Source organism: Halobaculum saliterrae, from assembly GCF_009831625.1.
Taxonomy (GTDB): Archaea; Halobacteriota; Halobacteria; order Halobacteriales; family Haloferacaceae; genus Halobaculum; species Halobaculum saliterrae.
The window spans coordinates 64,125-80,762 of record NZ_WUUS01000001.1 but is presented as its reverse complement, the minus strand read 5'-3'; the positions used below and the strand labels follow the sequence as shown (position 1 = coordinate 80,762).

Below are 16,638 nucleotides of genomic sequence, written 5' to 3'. Positions count from 1 at the left end.
CGGCGTCCGGGTACACCGACGGCAGCGCCGTTCGCGGAACGCCCAAGTACCATGCCGGCGACATTCCCGCGGTATGAGCGACGGCGGCGACGAGACGAGCGACAGCGGGCCCGGCAGCGACGGCGTCTCGACCGCGGACCTGTCGGCGCGGTTCGAGGCGAACCGCGAGCACTGGGAGGAGATGGTCGAGCCGGTGTCGGTCGCCGACGGCACGGCCGAGATCGAGGCGTTCCTCGACGGCGAGTCGGCGCTGCTTCCGGTCCAGCGCCGGGAGGTGGGCGACGCGACCGGCGACAGCCTGCTGGACCTGCAGTGCTCGATCGGCACCCGAACGTTGTCGTGGGCGCGGATGGGGGCGACGGTGACCGGGGTGGACATCTCCGCCGAGAGCGTCCGAGTCGCTCGGGAACTCGCGGCGGCGGCCGGCCTCGCGGACGACGCGACGTTCGTCCGAGCGAACGTGTACGACCTCCCCGAGGCGATCCCCGAACCGCCCGACGGCGGGTACGACACCGTCGTCAGCAACTTCGGCGTGCTCTGTTGGCTGCCCGACCTGGACCGGTGGGCCGAGGTCGTCGCCGAGTCGCTGGCGCCGGGCGGGACGTTCCACCTCGCGGAACACCACCCGATCGCGACCGCCCTCTCGGACGATCTGGGAGGTGGCGCCGCCGGCGAAATCTCGGTGGAACACCCGTACTTCTCGACCGACGACCCGGTGCCCGACGGCGACACCCACAAATGGACCCACGGGCTGGGGGAGATCCTGACGGCGCTCGTCGACGCCGGGATCGACCTCCGGTCCGTCAACGAACAGCCGTTCTCGCCGATCCGACGGTCCGAGGCGATGGTCGAGGACGGCGAGGGGCGCTGGCGCTTCGAGGACCACGACCTCCCGCTGCTCGTGACGGTGACGGGGACGCGACGGGAGTCGGTCGCCGACGAGTGAGCCGGCGGGAACCGATCGCCGGCGGACGACCGAGCCGGATCGACGCCGCTACAGCCGTTCGGTCCCGGCCCCCGACTCGGTCGCCTCGTCGCCGTCCTCCCGCGGGTGCAACGTCTCGTGGATGCCGAGCACCAGCGCCGGCACGACGATCATGAATACGTGCTCCTCGATCGGGATCCCGACGAGCTCGACCCCGGTCCGCATCGGGATCGAGAACACGCCCACCTCCAGCGTGTACCAGTCCCAGACGTACGCGACGGGATATAGCGCCGCGACCGTCCGGCCGGCGCGCCACAGCGCGTCCCGTCCCCGACGGACCAACAGCGCGAGCGCGACGGCGCCGAAGACGGCCTCCGTCGCGAGGTAGGTGTACGGTCCGAGCACGGTGACGTTCGGGAGCGGGACGCCCGCCAGCGGGCGGAAGAACACGGCGACCAGCAGGCCCGCGAGGAAGAGGTACGCGCCGCGCACGAGCAGCATCGTCGCCGTCTCCGGATCGCGACGGACGGCGACGGCGGCGACGGCGCCGAACGCGAGGCTCGCGACGGGCGCGCTCGGCGGCAGTACCCCCGTGATCGCCAGCGGGACGACCGCGAACAGTCCGACGCCGAGGGCCGCGACCGCGAGGGAGCGGGCGCGCGACGGTCCCAGTGCGACGGCGACGGTCCGCTTGCCGATCGAGCGGTCGTAGCCGTAGTCCTGGGCGTCGTCGATCACCTTCACGCCCGCGAGCGTGACGACGAGCACCCCCGCCACCGCGACCGGCCGCCGCGCGAGCGTCCCGGTCTGTGCCGCGTAGCCGCCCAGCAGGCACAGCCCGACGCCGACGGGATAGCCCAGCGTCGTCGTGACTGGGTTGGTGTCGAACTGCGGGGCGTGGAGGTAGCCGATCGCCCACGTCGGCGCGGCGACCGCGACCGCGAGGGGTGCGGCCGTCGGCTCCGCAAGGACGGCCACGCCGGCGAGGGACGCGAGGAAGCCGACGGTCGCACCCGCGAGGCCGAGACGACAGCCGCGTTCCGTCATCGGGTGATCGTCGTCCTCGCCGCGGCGGTGAAAGTCGACGTAGCCGTCCTTCACGTGGGCGGTGTAGACCGCGAAGAAGGCCGTGCCGGCGTGAACGAGCGCCAACGCCGGGTCGAACGCGCCCGCCAGCGCCGCCCCGAACAGCGCCGTCGCTACCGGCGGGAGCATGAACACCGGGTGGACCTGTGAGGCGTAGGCACGCGCGACGGCCGTCGGGCCGCGCCCGTGGCGGGCGATGGCCATAGTGTATGTTAGCAAGTAACCCGGATAAACTGTCCGGCGGACCGCTCCGTCCGCCGGGATCGGGGGTTCAGTCGTCGCGGTACCCGTCGTTCTCGGCGACGATCACGCGCGCCCGTGAGTCCATCTCGTCGCGGACGGCCGTCTCGAGCTGGTCGCGGTCCCACTCGGCGAACTCGGCGACGCGCTCGCCGTCGGCGTCCTCGTAGCGGAACGCGAGCGACTCCAGCGCCAGCTCGACCAGCTCCGCCTTCCGCGTCGCGAGCGCCTCCCGCGTCCAGTACCGGTCGTACTCGTCGACGGCCTCCCCGAAGGACTCGGTCTCCTCGAGCGCAGCCAGCTCGCGTTCGACCTCGGCGGCGAACTCGTCCCCGTCGGCACACGACAGCCCGAGCGCGTCCGCCCGCGACTCCCAGTTCTCGGTCGTCCCCCGCGCGGCGTTGAGCTCCACCCAGCGATGGAGGGTGGTGGCCGCCACCTCGCTGAACCGATCCGCGCCGAAGAACTCGTTGACGACCGCCTCGTCGAAGTCGGAACGCTGGTACACCGGGAGCTTCCGGGACAGCGGGTGGTTCTGTCCGGTCACGTTGTCTTGGTTCCACAGGAGGCCGAGGTTCCCCAGATCTGAGATGTAGTACTCCTCACAGATGTCCATCAGGAGCTCGTCGTCGCCGGCGTCGACGATCCCCGCGATCGTCTCGGCGAGCGGATCCTCGGGGTCGTCCGCGTCGAAGAACCGTTCGAACCAGTAGTACCGGTCGAACGATCCGATGTTGTCGAGGAACGGGGACTGCGGGAAGACGTGCTCCAGGTGCACCTCGCTGATGTTGAGCGACCGTCGCCACATCGCGTCGGTCTCGGTGTGTTCGTCGGTGAGCTTCCACAGCAGCGCCTTCGCGTATCTGGTGTTCACCGACGACGTCTCCACCAGCGTCTCGACGAACGAGGTCCCGACGACGCCGGGGTAGACGCTCTCGAACTCGGTGTACAGCTCCGCCTCGACGTTCACGTCGAGCACGTCGTCCTCCCGGGTGAACCGGTGAGCGACGTCGGCGTAGATACCCTCCAGCCGGTTGGGGTTGATGCTGGAGAGCACCTGTCGGAAGGTGACGTTCTCCACCGCCCGCATCGTCCGGAGGAGCACCGACTCCGCCCGGTCGGTCGCGTCGCTCTCCCGCGCGACGGCGTACGCCGCCAACACGAGCGGTCGCCACTGGCTGGTCCGAAGCGACTGGAGTCGCTGGAGGATGTCGTTACACGTCCGCTGGCGTCGGTCGTCCTCCAAGTACAGTCCGTCGTCGTACGGGTAGACGATGTTGTGGTAGTACGTGCTGTACCGCTCCAGCGTCTTGAGGAACTCCTCGGTGCTGGCGAGCGTCTTCAGCTGGCTCTCCAGCGTCTGGTCCTCGCGGGGATCGAGCACGAACGCCTCCAGCAGGTGATCGGACACCTCCGACCGACCGTCGACGCGCTCGTCGACGATCGAGATGGTGTCGACGAGGAAGTCGCTCACGTCGCCGTAGTCCCCGTCGAACAGGTCGACGATGTCCTTCCACCGCTGGAGGTTCTCCGCCTCGATCGCCGGCTTCGCGTCCTCGCGCAGCCGCGCCACGATCCGCGCTCTGATGATGTCGACCTGATTGAGATCCATCCCGCGGTCGTTGAGGATCTGGAAGATGTCCATCAGCAGCGACGGATGCCCTTGGGAGACGTGGAAGTGCCCGACAACGAACGCGTGAAGGAGGTACTCCTTCAGGTTGATGAGTGCGCGCGCCCGCGAGGCGTCGTCGTCGTACGTCTCGGCGATCTCCCGCTCGATCCTGCTTCGGAAGTAGTCGTACGCCTCGATCAGCCGGTCGTTGGAGTCGTCGAACGAGCGGTTGTCGTTCTCGATGTCCTCCCACTCGTCGTCCCCGATCCGGAAGCGCTTCGCGTACTGCCTGATCGTGATCGCGTTCCGCTTGCGGTTCCCGTGGACGCTCTCCCGGTCGGTGATGTACGACAGCCTGTCCGCCGTGTCCCCCATCAGCGCCTGATAGAACTCGTTGTTGTGGTCGTTGAGGGTGAGCTTCGTTCGCGGGTTCGTCGACCCCGGATTCTCCAGGAACAGGGTCTCGATGAGCGTCTCCTGGCGGGTCGCGACCGACGCGATGTCGTCCTCGGTCCCGGGGTCGATCCCGTCGAGGTCGCCGAGGAGCTCCTGGATGATCTTGAGAACGAGCGACACCGTGGTGATGCGTTGTTGGCCGTCGATGACCTCGGCCGTCCGGTTGTCGACGTCGGCGGTGAACACCGACCCGAAGAACACCTCTGTCAGGTCGTTTCGTGCGATCGACTCCGCGAACGCGGGCTCCAGCTCGACCCACAGGTCCTCCCACTGCTGTTCCTCCCACGCGTAGCCCCGCTGGTACTCGGGTATCTCGAGCGTCCCGCTGTCGAGCAGGTCGAGCAGCATCGCCCGGTCGAAGTCGATGTTCTTCCAGACCGAGCGCTGGACCCAGTCCCAGCCCCTGATGACTCCGTCCCCGGCGTCCTCCTCGAACTCGAAGAGGTGCGTGCCGAAGGACACGTCGAAGCTTGGCATCGGACTCCTACCAGTCGGTGCCCGAGTATGAATCTGCCGACGGCCGGCTCCGGGCTTTCGGCTTCTCGGTCCGTTCAGAGACCCAACGGTGACGTACCACTCACGAACACGTCTCTCTGTTCTCTAATACGACGGTGAATAAGATCGACGAAGTCGACGGTCCAGTTCTACGGGGCAGTCTCCTCGGCAAGCGTCTGTGAGGTTTCTCCGGTCTCCGAGGTCCAAATCACGCGAACCGAGTCGCCGCTGGTGTAGTTTGCTGTCGCCGAACTCCCGGCACTAACCTGGCCGGTGAACGTGGCGCTGTCCGTCGTCGTGTTGAGGGTCAGCGTGTCACTGTCGGGAATCGTGTCCCCGCCGCTGTGAGTCGCGGTCACCTCCACCGGGGACGCCGAACTGTTGTAGTCGAACTGGAAGTTCGCGTTCGGCGCGGTCTGTTGCACGCTGTTCCCCAGGCCGAGGACGAACGACCCGATAACCGCCGCGAGGATCACTGTGATAGCGACCATCAGGATGACCCCGATAACGGGGGAAACGGCGCGGTCGTCGTCGAATAGGTTCTTGATGTCCATGGTTTCTCTCGTACACAGCGAGCGTTCGGTGCTCCCTATCTCCCTGTGATGGATGTAATCTGGTCACCTACAGCTATATATGTAGTGTTCAAATTATCGTAATAGATACCAACGTTTCTGGAGGTTATAGACGTATTTTACGTCTTCGAGATGTATTGAAACTGCTGTTCGACGAGAGGTATTTCTCTCCAGGAGAGTCATTTCGAGGATAGGGGTACCGCACCCGATACTGGAGAATCACTGCCGTCATTTGTCGATCATCGGAAGACGGCAGTGTGAGAAGTGGGACCGCCGAGCGGCGAACCCCTTGCCTTCGAGTGCAATACCCCCTGCGTCAACGCCTGAAACTGGTGAATTGCTCATAGTCCTGCTTCCGCAATTTCATCTCGACGGCGGTCGAGTTCCTCGCCGAGATTCGGTTTGTCGTAGTACGCTCTGATCGTGTCCGGTAGCGCATCGACCCGCGCGGCCACCTTCGGAATCCGCACACCGCGGTTCCGAAGATCCGTGATCCGGCCCGTCCGGATCGGATGCGGACTCAGCGCCGACGGACACTTGCTCTCGTGGCCGTGTTCGCGGTACTGACAGGTGTCCGGGTTCTTGTCGTGCGGACAGCCACCGCGGAAACACGGGTGTGTAAGGTTGTACGAAGTCCGCCGGAACGTCGACGACGTCGGCCGACCAAATCTCGTCGTGAACAACGGTGAGCGGCCGAACTCATCCTCCTGATCGTTCCGGTGCTCACGAACGTAATCGCGGAGTACCTCGACGGTCTTCTCGTCGAGTAGGTTCAGCCGCTCTCCCGTGACGCCGTTCTTCAACCGCGTTTTGGACTGCTCACGACTGACGAACCGAACCGTCCCGTCCTCCGCATCGAAGTCACCGAGGTCGAGCGCGCGGAGCCCGGAGATCCGCGCTCCGGTATCCCACATCGTGATGAATATCGCGTGGTCCCGGGTCGCGTACCGGAACCTGTCGAGGTGATCGAGGATCGCGTGGGCGCGCTCCCGGCTGATCATCAAGTCACTCGACTCCTCACCCTTCGTGAGCGACGGAATGTGCGCCGAGAACTTCTCGACGAGTGCCGGCTCGACCGCTTCGAGCGCGACCCCGTAGCTCATGAACTGCCGGACTGTCCGCAGCTCGTTCTTCATCGAAGTGTTGTTCAACGAGTTCGCCCGGTGGTCGCGGTACGCCTTGATATCGCGACCGTCAACGACGTTCAGATTCAACACGCCCCGCGATTCGAGCCACTGGATGAACTGCCGGACACGCCGCCGGTACGAGTCGGCCGTACTCCCCGACGTGTCCGCCTCGATCACGTCCAGCCATTCCTCCATCGCCTGCCTCGGCGTGATCGGCCGGAGATCCTCGCGGTTGCCGTGCTCGGTCTCGAAGCTCACTCTCGTCCCCCCAGCGCGTCCAGCGCCTCGCGCAGTTCCGACTCGCCCGCGACGTTCGCCCGCTCCACGATCTCGCGAACGAGTTCGTCGCGCTCGCGACGCTCCGGGTGGCGGTGGACCGTCGGCCATGGGACGCCCCGGACCTCCGTCCAGAGTTCGTACATGGCGTCCCTGTCCAACCGAACGACGACGCGCTCGCCGCCCTCCGTCTCGAACCGGAGGGTCCACGGCTCCGGATCCGACCCCAGCGGGCCGTAGGCGATCGACGCGGCGCGGCCGACCGTGTACCGCTCCACGTCCAGAGATGTCTCGCGGCCCCCGTCGGTCACGACACCGTCGCATCGGTCCACCAACGCCGCGGCCGCGACGTGCGTCCGCCGTCGGTCGCACTCCGGACACCCGGCTTGCACGAGGCGGTGACGGGACTGGACGTCCAGCGTCGCGCCGCCCTCACGAACGACCGGGTAGACGCGGACCGTCTGTTCGTGGCCGCAGACGCGACACACGTAGTCGACGGGCGCGGTAACGTCCATGTCGCTCACGCCGTCTCACCTCCGTCGGCTGCGGCCCGGCGCGCGCCACCGTCGAGGACGAACGCGACCTCGCGAAGCGTCACACCAGCCACGTCGTAGCCACACGGCGCGAGCCGCGTCCGTCCGGGACCGGCCGTTGTCAGTCCGTGGTCCGCAAGCGGGCGTCCACAGTTGGGACAGTTGGTTCTCAGGAACAGCGGTGCGTCATCTCGTTCGGGGGTTTCATGGCCCCCCGTAGCGTCGTCGTACATGGCTTTCGTGCCTACTTCACGAAGGCCCGCGCGGGCCGGCGTCCCAAGCGCCGGGTCCGCAAACTTCTGCGAGTAGGGACCCATCGGGGAGCGACGGGTCCGCGAAGTGCCTTCGTTACAACCCTGTGAGAACAGAGGGTGCTTAACTCTTAGCACATATCTGCTATTGAAATATCGAACATATGCCACCGAGCCCCCCGAACCTCCGGTAATAAATGGACAGAACTGGCTGTAGTAGCCGAATGCGACCCCGGCCGGATTGGATGTCGTTGAACGACTCCGTCGTGCTTGAGTTCCTATCTGAGCACGATCTTGAGCTTCCGCCGAAGTCCGTGTACGTGAACTTGAATCGCCATGGACACGACATTGGGTACTCGACAGTCCGTCTCCGGCTGAACACACTGGAAGAACACGGGCTGTTGAGGAAGGCAGACTCTGGATATTACGAGGTAAGTCAGAAGGGGCACCTCTGGCTCGACGATGAACTCGATGCTTCCGATCTTGAAGACGACGAGGAATGAGATACGGGTACCCACTCTCTGCCAAGCTGTTCATCGCCCTCGTGTTCGGCGGGACGTTCGCGCTGCTGGCGCTGGTCCTCTTCTGGCACTGAGTCGCGAGCATCTGACTCACTCCGTGATCACGTCGAGGTGCAGTCCCAGCCGGCGGATCGTCGCTTCACACCACGTCGGTACACCGCCGGCACTCTCGTAGATCGCTTCGTCCTCGTCGGTCACGCGGAACCGTTCGCGGTCGTTCCCACGCCGGAGCGTCAGCCCGACCTCGTCGGACCGATACGCCTCTTCGTCGATGCTGAACCGGATCTCTAACCCATCGTCGTCGGTGTCCTGCGGGGACAGGACGCGATCTCTCGTCGACATCCAGCCGTTCGGAGTGGCGTTTCGGGTTTGAATTGGTGAGAGAAGCCGTCTATTTTCAACGAGATGAGAACAGAATCACCATACGTAACGGACCCACCGGTCCACTTCCGGACAAATATCCCAAATTTGCGGCACTTCCGGACACGGATATTTTGAATTTCGCTACTTCCGGCAACTCAAATCAAGGAGCCCATACGAGCAACTTCGACCCTCCACCGCCGACGTAGCTACCTTAGAGCAGAAACAGCGGCATCAGAACTACTATTCCTAAGCCGATTTTCACGACTACAATGAGTTCCAGAGGCCCTATCAGGGATCTGGCGATTGGTGAAGTCCTTACTCAAGAAGAGGTCGAATCGGTGTTCGACACCAAATTCGGATACCAATTCAAGGGAATCACCTATCGAAATCCCTCGGCTGGTCGGTATGTGATTATAAATGCAAATGAGGGCGCTATCTACAAAGACGAATTTACCTCGGAAACGGAACTCACCTACGACGGCGAAGGCGAGCCTGAGAAAGGCGACCAAATGCTCACGAATGCCAACCGTGCGATGGTCGAGGCAGAACACGAAGAGATTCCGATTTACCTATTCACGAGTGAAGACGGCCTCGACGAATACGAGTATGAGGGATTAGTGGAAGTCACCGACGCAAGATACGAAAACGAATTGTCGGAGGACAGAATGAAATACAAATTCGACCTCCAAAAGCTGGGCTTAGCCACTTGGGATGAGTATCTCGCCGCTGCAACCGAGGTCAAGGAAGACTCAGAGGAGCCACTGATCGAGAAACCTGAGCGAGAGGATTCTTCTCAACTCAAACGCTCGGCGGCTTTCAAGCGGAAAGTCCGGTCGGCATATGATTACTCGTGTGCGATCTGCGGTTCGGAGCGACGGTCACCAATCGGTAATCCGGAAATTGAAGCAGCTCATATCTACCCGAAGAGTAAGGGAGGAAGAGATGTCGCGTCGAATGGAATTGGTCTGTGTAAACTACACCACTGGGCGTTCGATGTGGGGTGGTTTGCAATTTCTGACGATTACGAAGTGATTGTTGGAGATTCGGAGGAGATTGCAACCCCAGACGAGGTTTTGGAATTCGAAGGGAAGAACATTGAGGTCCCTAGTGAGGCAAATAAGTCTCCAGGAGAACTCTTCCTTCGAGAACATCGAAAGTTGCACGGATTCGAATAACCGCCGACTCTCACACTTTCTGTACCCGTCATGCGGTATCTATCCTCAACTAAGCATCTTCGCTACCACTGATCGAAAGATACCGCGTCCCCCTTCCGCTCCCCTGTTTCCGGATACACCCGTACCGCACGAGAACGTTCAAATACCGGCGGCGGTCGCGACCGTCCGCATCCGGGTACTCCACCTCGAAGAGGTCCGCGAGGTCGCCCGCCCTAATCTTGCCCGCGTCGTCGATCATGTGCTTCAACAGTCGATGCGGCGTGTCCAGTCGCTCCACATTGTACCGCCGGATCGACTCCATCGCCGGTTCGCGGACGTCGCCGATCAACGCCGGCGTGACTCGTTCGTCGCGGGCCTCACCCTCGACGTAGGCCTCTCGGAGGATCGATATCGCTTCCCGCGCGTTCCCGGCGGCGGTGTCCGCGATCACCTCCAGCGTCCCGCCCGTGATCCCGGAGAGATCGCCAGCGTCAACGCGCGCCTGGAGGATATCGACCAGTTCGCGTTGGCTGTACCGATCAAGTTCGATATGAGGGCCGGTGCGGAGCCGCGAGGCGGTCGCGGAGTCTAAGCGCGCTGCGAATCGCTCGTACTCGTGGACGACGAAGATCGGCGTCACGCCATCTGTCTCAAAGAGGACGTGCGGTAGGTGTTCGTCCTCGATGTGTTCCGCCTCGTCAAGGGTCAGCACGATCGGCGAGTCGGCGTCCTCTATTTGCGCGAGGTACGACGACGCGGCGTTCGCTTTCGGCGATGAACGCGTCTTCAAGTCGGCGTCGACTAATGCCTCTTCAAGGATAGCGGCACGCGAGCGTGTCCGCAGACAGTCGACATGAGCGGTGTTCACCGCGGTCTCCCGACGAAGTTCTGTGACGGCGAATCGCGAGAGGGCCGTCTTTCCCGCACCGGTCGGTCCGGAGATGCAGATCGGATACGCCGGCCGGTCCGACCGGAGCGGGTCGAGGGCGTTCGCCAGCTGGCCGAGCGCGGCGTCCCGATGTGGCATCCGTTCGGGGACGCGGTCGAGTTCCAGGACCCGCGGGACCGACGCGGTCACTCCGCGCGCCATTGGTGCCGTGGGTGGACCCAGTTCCAGTCGTCGAGGTCGACATCCTCGAAGTACACTTTCCGACCGGCGTAGCGGATATCTTCGGGGACATCCCGGGCGAGATCGTCGACGCCGCTTTCGTCGAAGTTCACGGCGACGACGTGGTTCCAGAAGTAGTCCCAGTAGAGCGCGATCTCACAGTTGTTGACCAACCCGAGCAGTTCGTATCGGCCTTCGTCAGCGTCCGTGAGGTGGCGAGTGAGGGTGATCGCTTCACTGGGAGAGCGGTGTTCGGCGATTATCCACGCAAGTTTCTCTTTGACGTGGGTAAAGAGGCTATGTTTCGGAGTCGACTTTGACATCAACTCGTTACCAACGCCGTTCGGTATTAGAAGCGAGCCAAGGGCAGAGTGTAAGTAGAGGCACCCGGATGCGGGTGGGGTTATCCGGTGGAAGTGTAGTTGATCCATGTTAGACTTCACCTGTAACAGATGGGAGTAGATGCTTATCGAATTGAATCCTCATTGACTGTACCTCGTCGAAAAAAGTTGACTCTCTGTCAGTACCAGATAATAGGACGTCGGACTTTTGTGGATTCAGATGTGACTGTATAGTATATGGGGACGAGTGATGCTAAACCGAAGGCTGTGGATCTATTCTGTGGGGCCGGTGGAGCGAGTATGGGGCTCCTTCAGGCCGGATTCGAAGTCGTCGGGGCGGTTGACGCCGATGAATCGGCACTCGACGTGTATTCAGAGAATCTCTGTGGTTCGAATTCGCTCGATTTTTCCGGCGAGGTCACGTTCAATGAGCCACTTCGAGCTGACCTCAGTCGGGACTACACGGGTTACGATACCGCCGATTCCATTCCAACTGTTACGTTCGCAGATATACGTGACCACTTCGGTATTGAGACGGGGGAAATAGACCTCATCTGTGGGTGTCCACCCTGCCAGAACTTCAGTGCACTCCGGGACACAGATCCATGGCCGGATGGGGAGCCGAAAGACGAATTGCTTCGTGCATTCGTTGAATTCGTCGAAGAAGAGGTTCCCCCGCTTGTCCTTTTCGAGAACGTGAGTAATATCGTCAATGCTGGTGACGATGTTCCTACAGCATACGTTGACTGGTTACTCCGTCGAATGGGTGAAATCAACCGGGATGACTCGAGGCGAGGTGGGTACGGACGCGAACTATCTGTGCTGAATGCTGCAGACTATGGCGTTCCACAACGCCGACGTCGGAGCATCGGTGCGTTCGTGTACGGTGTCGATGATGATTCGGTCACACTCCCCGACCCCACACACGCGAACCCCACGATTGCTGCGACAGACAGAGAAGACTGGGTGACGGTTGACGAGCGAATCAACCGCGACGATCTTAAAGAAGATCTGGAGCTTGGTCATGCTCAGACAGGAATCGATGGGTTCCCAGACGATCCTGCCCACCGATCCCGCCGCCACCATGATAGTACGGTACAAATGATCCAAGCGATCAGGAAACACGGTGGTAGCTGGAAAGACCTGAGAGGAACGGACGACGAGGATAAGATCAAGGATTGTCACCAAGATCTGAGTACTGGGGCAGCATCGGCCTACGGGATCATGGCAGCGGATGAACCAGCGCCAACTCTTACTACACGCTGCACAAATGTCAGTAGTGGACGATTCACTCACCCACGGGAGAACCGTGCGATTACCTTCCGGGAAGCCGCACTCCTCATGGGATTTCCGGAGTCATTCTCGCTCCCGTCGATCAATGAAAAAGCAGAGCGAGTAATCGGTAACGCTGTCCCGCCACAGTTGATTCGAGCGGTTGCGACAACCCTCGTGGAATCGTTCCCTTCGATGTTACACGCAGAATCTAAATCTGCCCGGTGACGAAATCGTGTAGGCCACTCTGTTCGGACTCGGAGAGATACGATTGTAGCATCTGACTCTCTGTGCGCTTGGCCTTCCGTTCGAAGACATCGATGAACGCCTGATGTGACCGACGAGCAATCTCTTTGATGTCACCGTACGTTCGGAGTCGCATGTCATCCATCTTCATCCGCCGAATCTCTTGGTTTACTTGACGCGTCTCCTCACTCCCTTGTGCGACTATGTACCCTTCGATATCACGTCCGTTGACGGGGTCCATGTTTTGGATAGAACGGAGGAAGTCAACATAATCCTTGAACTCGTCGAGATCGTTCTTGTCGATGGTGTGATCTGTCTGGCGGATATCGACCAATCGAATTGTGTCCGCGTCTCCGAGACTAATGAACCCTACCCGACTCTCACGATCGACGTTAGGATAATTCCGCTTAATCTCTTCTCGAATGTCGAGTTCTTCGTCGAGGTAGTCCCACCTCGGGTCGATCAACCACGGGTTGTCACTCACGAACCCGTGGAGATCTTGGAGATTCGAGTCGCTCTCTTCTATGAGCTCCTCGAACTTTTGGATGGCTTGGAACCGGCCACGGACGATTCGGAGGGAGTTCATCGCGTCGAGGACCTCGTACTGGTCGAACAACTTAACCAGTTTGTCGGTGTTCGAAATATCAGACGATTCGATCTCTCGGAGAAGTTCCTGAAAAGAACGTTGTTGGACTCCACTCGAGACGTACGCAGCCATGTCGTCCAGTGTGTCATCCTCGTAATCACCCTTCTCGGCCAACTCTGCAAGGAAGTCGTCCGCGATCTCACGCTCCCGATCGTCTAAGGGATCTATGTGCTTGTTGTAGGACTCTTCAGAACGAAGCTCTTCCATCTGTTCTTCGCGACGTCTTTTCGGCCACTGCGAACAGATATCTTTGATCTCCGCTACGATGAATTCTTGGAGTGAATTGGCCGGATACTTGTTCCACATCACTTCGCTGCGGTGAGTGGCGATCAGGTCCTCCTCATCGTCGAGGAAGTCGGCATGGATTTCGCCGACGAGGTATTGGAGTGCCATCTGTCCCCGGGTCCCTCCTTCGGCCACACCGAATGTGATCGGCTTCTGGGCGATCTTCCCCCGTGCCATCACAGCCACACCACCCTCAATATCGTCCGGTGTTGGCTTCGGGAGTGTACCTATCCATCCCGATATTTGATGTCCCTCGTCGTTGATCGTCTCGTCATCGAAGGTTGTCTTAAACTCACACCGATCTTTCAGGTTCCGTTCGTCACCGGTGACTTCGTCCTCGTTTATTCGGACTACGAACTCATCTCCAATGACGCTGAACTTCCTAGCGAGTCGCTCTCGCACGTATCGAGCGACCGGACGTTGAGTGCGGTCGAATTCGGTCAGAACAACTCGTGTTCCGCTGTCCTCGTTTGTCACGCCTTCGTCGACAATTTTCGGGTGATACGTGGTTGTGGTATCCTCTCCTTGTTTTGCCTGGTTCTGCATTTCACCGTAGTCAAGCACGAACTCGACGAATTCACCATCTTTGACCGTCCTGATTCGGACGATATCCGCAACTCCGAAACCAGCGAGTTTCCCGATGCCTTTCCTTCCCATCACTTTTCGGCGGCTGCCGTCATCTCGCTCGACGTAATCCTTGTCCTCGTCGGACCGACGGTTGCGGCCGACAACAAGGAACTCATTGTTGACCTCCTGTCTGGTCATCCCTTGCCCATCATCTTCAACAACGATCTGATAGTCGGGAGACATCGATTCGTCCTGTGGCATTTCGATTGAGACCTCAGTCGCCCAAGCGTCCCAGGCATTGGCGACGTACTCTGAGACAACAGCGGGGAGATTGGTGTACATTCGGAGCCCGAGGTGCTTGAGTACATTCAGGTCGAACCGCATTGCCAGATCGGTAGACGAGTCCTCGGACATCACTCAGCCCCCCCATCGGGACGCTCCTCCCTAATGATGTGGTCCGCATCGACCAGTCCCGCAACCTGTCCCAACACATCGAAAAACTCGTCTGGAATACTTTCTAGGTCGATTCTTTCAGAGATGTCCTGAACATCGGCCTTTTTTACCATTGTTTCGGTCGTGTCTCCTAGGTCTTGGCGCCCTTCGTCACAGATGGCTTTGAGTTGATCATCCGGAGAATCATCAGCCTCTCGAGCCTCTTCGAGGATTTCGCATACCTTCTCTTCATTGAGTGGATGAAAATTGTCCGCAAGTGCTGCCTCGTCTTGGAGGATGTAGTGCTCTAACTCTTCATTTCTCCACGCATGGACTCTCTCGTTCGGTTCATTCCCCCACTCGTCCTGACGTGAACTGTCTCCATTCAGGTGGCCGACGAGGCGGCCCTCGATCGCATTAGGAGTACTTGGGGGTGTATCTTCGTTATCTTTCTTTAGTGCCTCACCAATATCTGAATCGCAGATGAACATGTACGGAATATTGAACATCCTGAATAGTCGGACGACCGGGCGAGAGTGCTTCACCAGTTGGGACCCAGACCCCATCTCAAGAACACCGATGTTGTACTCATCGAAGTCAAACCCACATCGACGTCCGATTGTCTTAAGAGCCACTCGATCGGTGAGTCCCTCCACGACAACGACCCCTTCTGACTGGAACATTCCGGCGTACTCGTAGCCAAGGTCACGTAGGTCGGCTCCAACCGAACTTGATGCCGTCTTTGTAATATCTGTATTGCCGTCTCGTTCCACCCGATATATATTATCAATATCTAAGTGGTGGACGAATATATTTGAATGAGTAGACACGACTGCCTGGAGATTCTGCGATGATTGATCAATCACCCTCCGAATAAGATCGAGTATCTTGCGCTCAGCTCCCGGATGGAGGTGCAATTCTGGTTCTTCTACCAGTAGGAGATCAGCATCACGCTGCGCAAGAATAATCTGGGTGATAAGCGTGAGTATTTCTTTTGAGCCGGCAGAAATTTCTGATAGCTCGAAAGCAGTGTCGTACGCATATTCGTCAACGACGACTGTGGTCTTGTCGTCGGTGGGGAGTTTAGCCCGAATCCCCTCCACTCCGGACATGATGTTCTCGTATTCATTTGACACACGCTCAAATTCGTCGCTCCCTTCGCCGGAGAGAGTCAACAATACCTGGGTCAGATTATTTCCATCACCTCGAAGCGACTCTTGGCGTCTCGCTTCCAACCGATCGGTGGGCTCTCTGAACGCTTCGATGAAGGTCCATGAACTCATTGAATCCTCGAGTATTTCGAGCAAAGGACCGAATGCGCGTCGTTTGGAGTGATATTCCGGCTGATCTTCATCAAGATCTTCCACATCGATCTTATTAAAATTCAGATACTTTGCGTCATTGTTCGAGAGGCCCCCCCTTCGAATGTCAACCTCAGTATCCCCTACTTCAGCAGAGAAGACGGATGTTCCCTGCAGGTTTCCTCTAGGATTCTGGCCTGATCGAAGAACGAGCTCGTGAGTAACCTTACGGAAGTCGTCCGATTGCTTCCAACGATCCACATCACGGTCTCTGACTTCAGTCTCCTCGTTTACGGCATCAAGGAACTTCTCGTGTTCGTGACTTTCGAGTAGAAACTCCAAATTGAACCTGATCTCACCCTGTAATTCCTTATTAGTATTCAGTGAGTGGGCCCATCCTGAGTCAACCTGGTTCGCGACCGGGAACACTTCTCGGTAGTCTTTGAGTGCATCGATAACGCTAGACTTGCCGACATTGTTTCCCCCGAACAATACGGTGAAATTGTCAATGTCTATCGATTGGTTCTCCCTTATCGACTTGTATCCTTGAATATCCAGTGAAATGAGATCCATTGGTGAAATTGAGTGTGAATATCAGATAACCTGTCCCGTAATTAATGTACCTATCAATACGTGTTCTAACGACACGAACTGTGGAATCCTCCGTATCTTCCTTTTCTCACACGTCTCCTCACACACCTCAGCCCGACTCCGTGGGGTCGCGCGCCAATGTCACGGGGATCCTCGATGTATGCACACCGAGCGTATGCACACCCCCGCCGCGCGGGGGTCCTCGTGCATACATCCGACCGGCCGATCGCGTCGACTC

Annotated in this window: 15 protein-coding genes; 4 read left to right on the top strand and 11 right to left on the bottom strand. The window is 59.8% G+C overall.

Annotation, left to right across the window (positions count from 1 at the left end):
* Nucleotides 1–73 precede the first annotated feature (73 nt).
* On the top strand, nucleotides 74–946 hold the full coding sequence (locus tag GRX01_RS00420) for a class I SAM-dependent methyltransferase (RefSeq protein ID WP_159662307.1): 873 nt from the start codon (nucleotides 74–76) through the stop codon (nucleotides 944–946).
* Nucleotides 947–994: 48 nt separating this feature from the next.
* Here the strand turns inward: GRX01_RS00420 and GRX01_RS00415 are convergent, their stop codons facing one another.
* The 6 genes from GRX01_RS00415 to GRX01_RS00390 all read right to left on the bottom strand — a co-directional run bounded on the left by GRX01_RS00415 (nucleotide 995) and on the right by GRX01_RS00390 (nucleotide 7,555).
* Nucleotides 995–2,215: a lycopene cyclase domain-containing protein gene (locus GRX01_RS00415; RefSeq protein ID WP_159662305.1), complete on the bottom strand. Its 1,221-nt coding sequence runs from the start codon at nucleotides 2,213–2,215 to the stop codon at nucleotides 995–997.
* A 67-nt stretch (nucleotides 2,216–2,282) separates the two neighbouring features.
* On the bottom strand, nucleotides 2,283–4,796 hold the full coding sequence (locus GRX01_RS00410; protein ID WP_159662303.1) for a DUF262 domain-containing protein: 2,514 nt from the start codon (nucleotides 4,794–4,796) through the stop codon (nucleotides 2,283–2,285).
* Between the two features lie 167 nt (nucleotides 4,797–4,963).
* The gene (locus GRX01_RS00405; RefSeq protein WP_159662301.1) at nucleotides 4,964–5,368 is read right to left on the bottom strand and encodes a type IV pilin; all 405 of its coding nucleotides are present in this window, start codon (nucleotides 5,366–5,368) and stop codon (nucleotides 4,964–4,966) included.
* A gap of 359 nt (nucleotides 5,369–5,727) precedes the next feature.
* Entirely contained in the window at nucleotides 5,728–6,771 is a 1,044-nt protein-coding gene (locus GRX01_RS00400; protein WP_159662299.1) for a tyrosine-type recombinase/integrase, read from the bottom strand.
* Nucleotides 6,768–7,313 (bottom strand): hypothetical protein, encoded by a 546-nt coding sequence (locus GRX01_RS19020; RefSeq protein WP_233740794.1) that lies wholly within the window; start codon nucleotides 7,311–7,313, stop codon nucleotides 6,768–6,770. Before GRX01_RS19020 ends, GRX01_RS00400 begins: the two co-directional genes overlap by 4 nt.
* The gene (locus tag GRX01_RS00390; RefSeq protein WP_159662297.1) at nucleotides 7,310–7,555 is read right to left on the bottom strand and encodes a hypothetical protein; all 246 of its coding nucleotides are present in this window, start codon (nucleotides 7,553–7,555) and stop codon (nucleotides 7,310–7,312) included. Before GRX01_RS00390 ends, GRX01_RS19020 begins: the two co-directional genes overlap by 4 nt.
* A 263-nt stretch (nucleotides 7,556–7,818) precedes the next feature.
* Between GRX01_RS00390 and GRX01_RS00385 the strand changes: the two genes are divergently transcribed.
* Entirely contained in the window at nucleotides 7,819–8,076 is a 258-nt protein-coding gene (locus GRX01_RS00385; RefSeq protein WP_159662295.1) for a winged-helix domain-containing protein, read from the top strand.
* Between the two features lie 108 nt (nucleotides 8,077–8,184).
* Here GRX01_RS00385 and GRX01_RS00380 read toward each other — a convergent pair whose 3' ends face one another.
* Nucleotides 8,185–8,436: a hypothetical protein gene (locus GRX01_RS00380; RefSeq protein WP_159662293.1), complete on the bottom strand. Its 252-nt coding sequence runs from the start codon at nucleotides 8,434–8,436 to the stop codon at nucleotides 8,185–8,187.
* 290 nt (nucleotides 8,437–8,726) lie between these two features.
* Here GRX01_RS00380 and GRX01_RS00375 point away from each other — a divergent pair, with 290 nt between their 5' ends.
* Complete coding sequence (locus GRX01_RS00375; RefSeq protein ID WP_159662291.1) at nucleotides 8,727–9,632, top strand: HNH endonuclease; 906 nt, start codon at nucleotides 8,727–8,729, stop codon at nucleotides 9,630–9,632.
* Between the two features lie 49 nt (nucleotides 9,633–9,681).
* On the opposite strand, the gene GRX01_RS00370 is transcribed toward GRX01_RS00375, so the two are convergent.
* Nucleotides 9,682–10,701, bottom strand: a complete 1,020-nt coding sequence (locus GRX01_RS00370) for a Cdc6/Cdc18 family protein (protein ID WP_159662289.1) — start codon at nucleotides 10,699–10,701, stop codon at nucleotides 9,682–9,684.
* Nucleotides 10,686–11,150, bottom strand: a complete 465-nt coding sequence (locus GRX01_RS00365) for a hypothetical protein (RefSeq protein ID WP_159662287.1) — start codon at nucleotides 11,148–11,150, stop codon at nucleotides 10,686–10,688. Before GRX01_RS00365 ends, GRX01_RS00370 begins: the two co-directional genes overlap by 16 nt.
* 147 nt (nucleotides 11,151–11,297) lie before the next feature.
* On the opposite strand from GRX01_RS00365, the gene GRX01_RS00360 reads away from it, so the two are divergent.
* Nucleotides 11,298–12,560, top strand: a complete 1,263-nt coding sequence (locus GRX01_RS00360; protein WP_159662285.1) for a DNA cytosine methyltransferase — start codon at nucleotides 11,298–11,300, stop codon at nucleotides 12,558–12,560.
* Here GRX01_RS00360 and GRX01_RS00355 read toward each other — a convergent pair.
* Nucleotides 12,544–14,490, bottom strand: a complete 1,947-nt coding sequence (locus tag GRX01_RS00355; RefSeq protein WP_159662283.1) for an ATP-binding protein — start codon at nucleotides 14,488–14,490, stop codon at nucleotides 12,544–12,546. The genes GRX01_RS00360 and GRX01_RS00355 overlap by 17 nt on opposite strands.
* Nucleotides 14,490–16,382, bottom strand: coding sequence for an ATP-dependent nuclease (locus tag GRX01_RS00350; protein ID WP_159662281.1), 1,893 nt, complete (start codon nucleotides 16,380–16,382; stop codon nucleotides 14,490–14,492). Before GRX01_RS00350 ends, GRX01_RS00355 begins: the two co-directional genes overlap by 1 nt.
* Nucleotides 16,383–16,638 lie beyond the last annotated feature (256 nt).

Bases quoted from the DNA above. Each gene is read 5' to 3' on its own strand.
- GRX01_RS00420 (WP_159662307.1), top strand. From the start codon at position 74: ATGAGCGACGGCGGCGACGAGACGAGCGACAGCGGGCCCGGCAGCGAC.
- GRX01_RS00415 (WP_159662305.1), bottom strand. From the start codon at position 2,215: ATGGCCATCGCCCGCCACGGGCGCGGCCCGACGGCCGTCGCGCGTGCC.
- GRX01_RS00410 (WP_159662303.1), bottom strand. From the start codon at position 4,796: ATGCCAAGCTTCGACGTGTCCTTCGGCACGCACCTCTTCGAGTTCGAG.
- GRX01_RS00405 (WP_159662301.1), bottom strand. From the start codon at position 5,368: ATGGACATCAAGAACCTATTCGACGACGACCGCGCCGTTTCCCCCGTT.
- GRX01_RS00390 (WP_159662297.1), bottom strand. From the start codon at position 7,555: ATGTACGACGACGCTACGGGGGGCCATGAAACCCCCGAACGAGATGAC.
- GRX01_RS00385 (WP_159662295.1), top strand. From the start codon at position 7,819: ATGTCGTTGAACGACTCCGTCGTGCTTGAGTTCCTATCTGAGCACGAT.
- GRX01_RS00380 (WP_159662293.1), bottom strand. From the start codon at position 8,436: ATGTCGACGAGAGATCGCGTCCTGTCCCCGCAGGACACCGACGACGAT.
- GRX01_RS00375 (WP_159662291.1), top strand. From the start codon at position 8,727: ATGAGTTCCAGAGGCCCTATCAGGGATCTGGCGATTGGTGAAGTCCTT.
- GRX01_RS00370 (WP_159662289.1), bottom strand. From the start codon at position 10,701: ATGGCGCGCGGAGTGACCGCGTCGGTCCCGCGGGTCCTGGAACTCGAC.
- GRX01_RS00365 (WP_159662287.1), bottom strand. From the start codon at position 11,150: ATGGATCAACTACACTTCCACCGGATAACCCCACCCGCATCCGGGTGC.
- GRX01_RS00360 (WP_159662285.1), top strand. From the start codon at position 11,298: ATGGGGACGAGTGATGCTAAACCGAAGGCTGTGGATCTATTCTGTGGG.
- GRX01_RS00355 (WP_159662283.1), bottom strand. From the start codon at position 14,490: ATGTCCGAGGACTCGTCTACCGATCTGGCAATGCGGTTCGACCTGAAT.
- GRX01_RS00350 (WP_159662281.1), bottom strand. From the start codon at position 16,382: ATGGATCTCATTTCACTGGATATTCAAGGATACAAGTCGATAAGGGAG.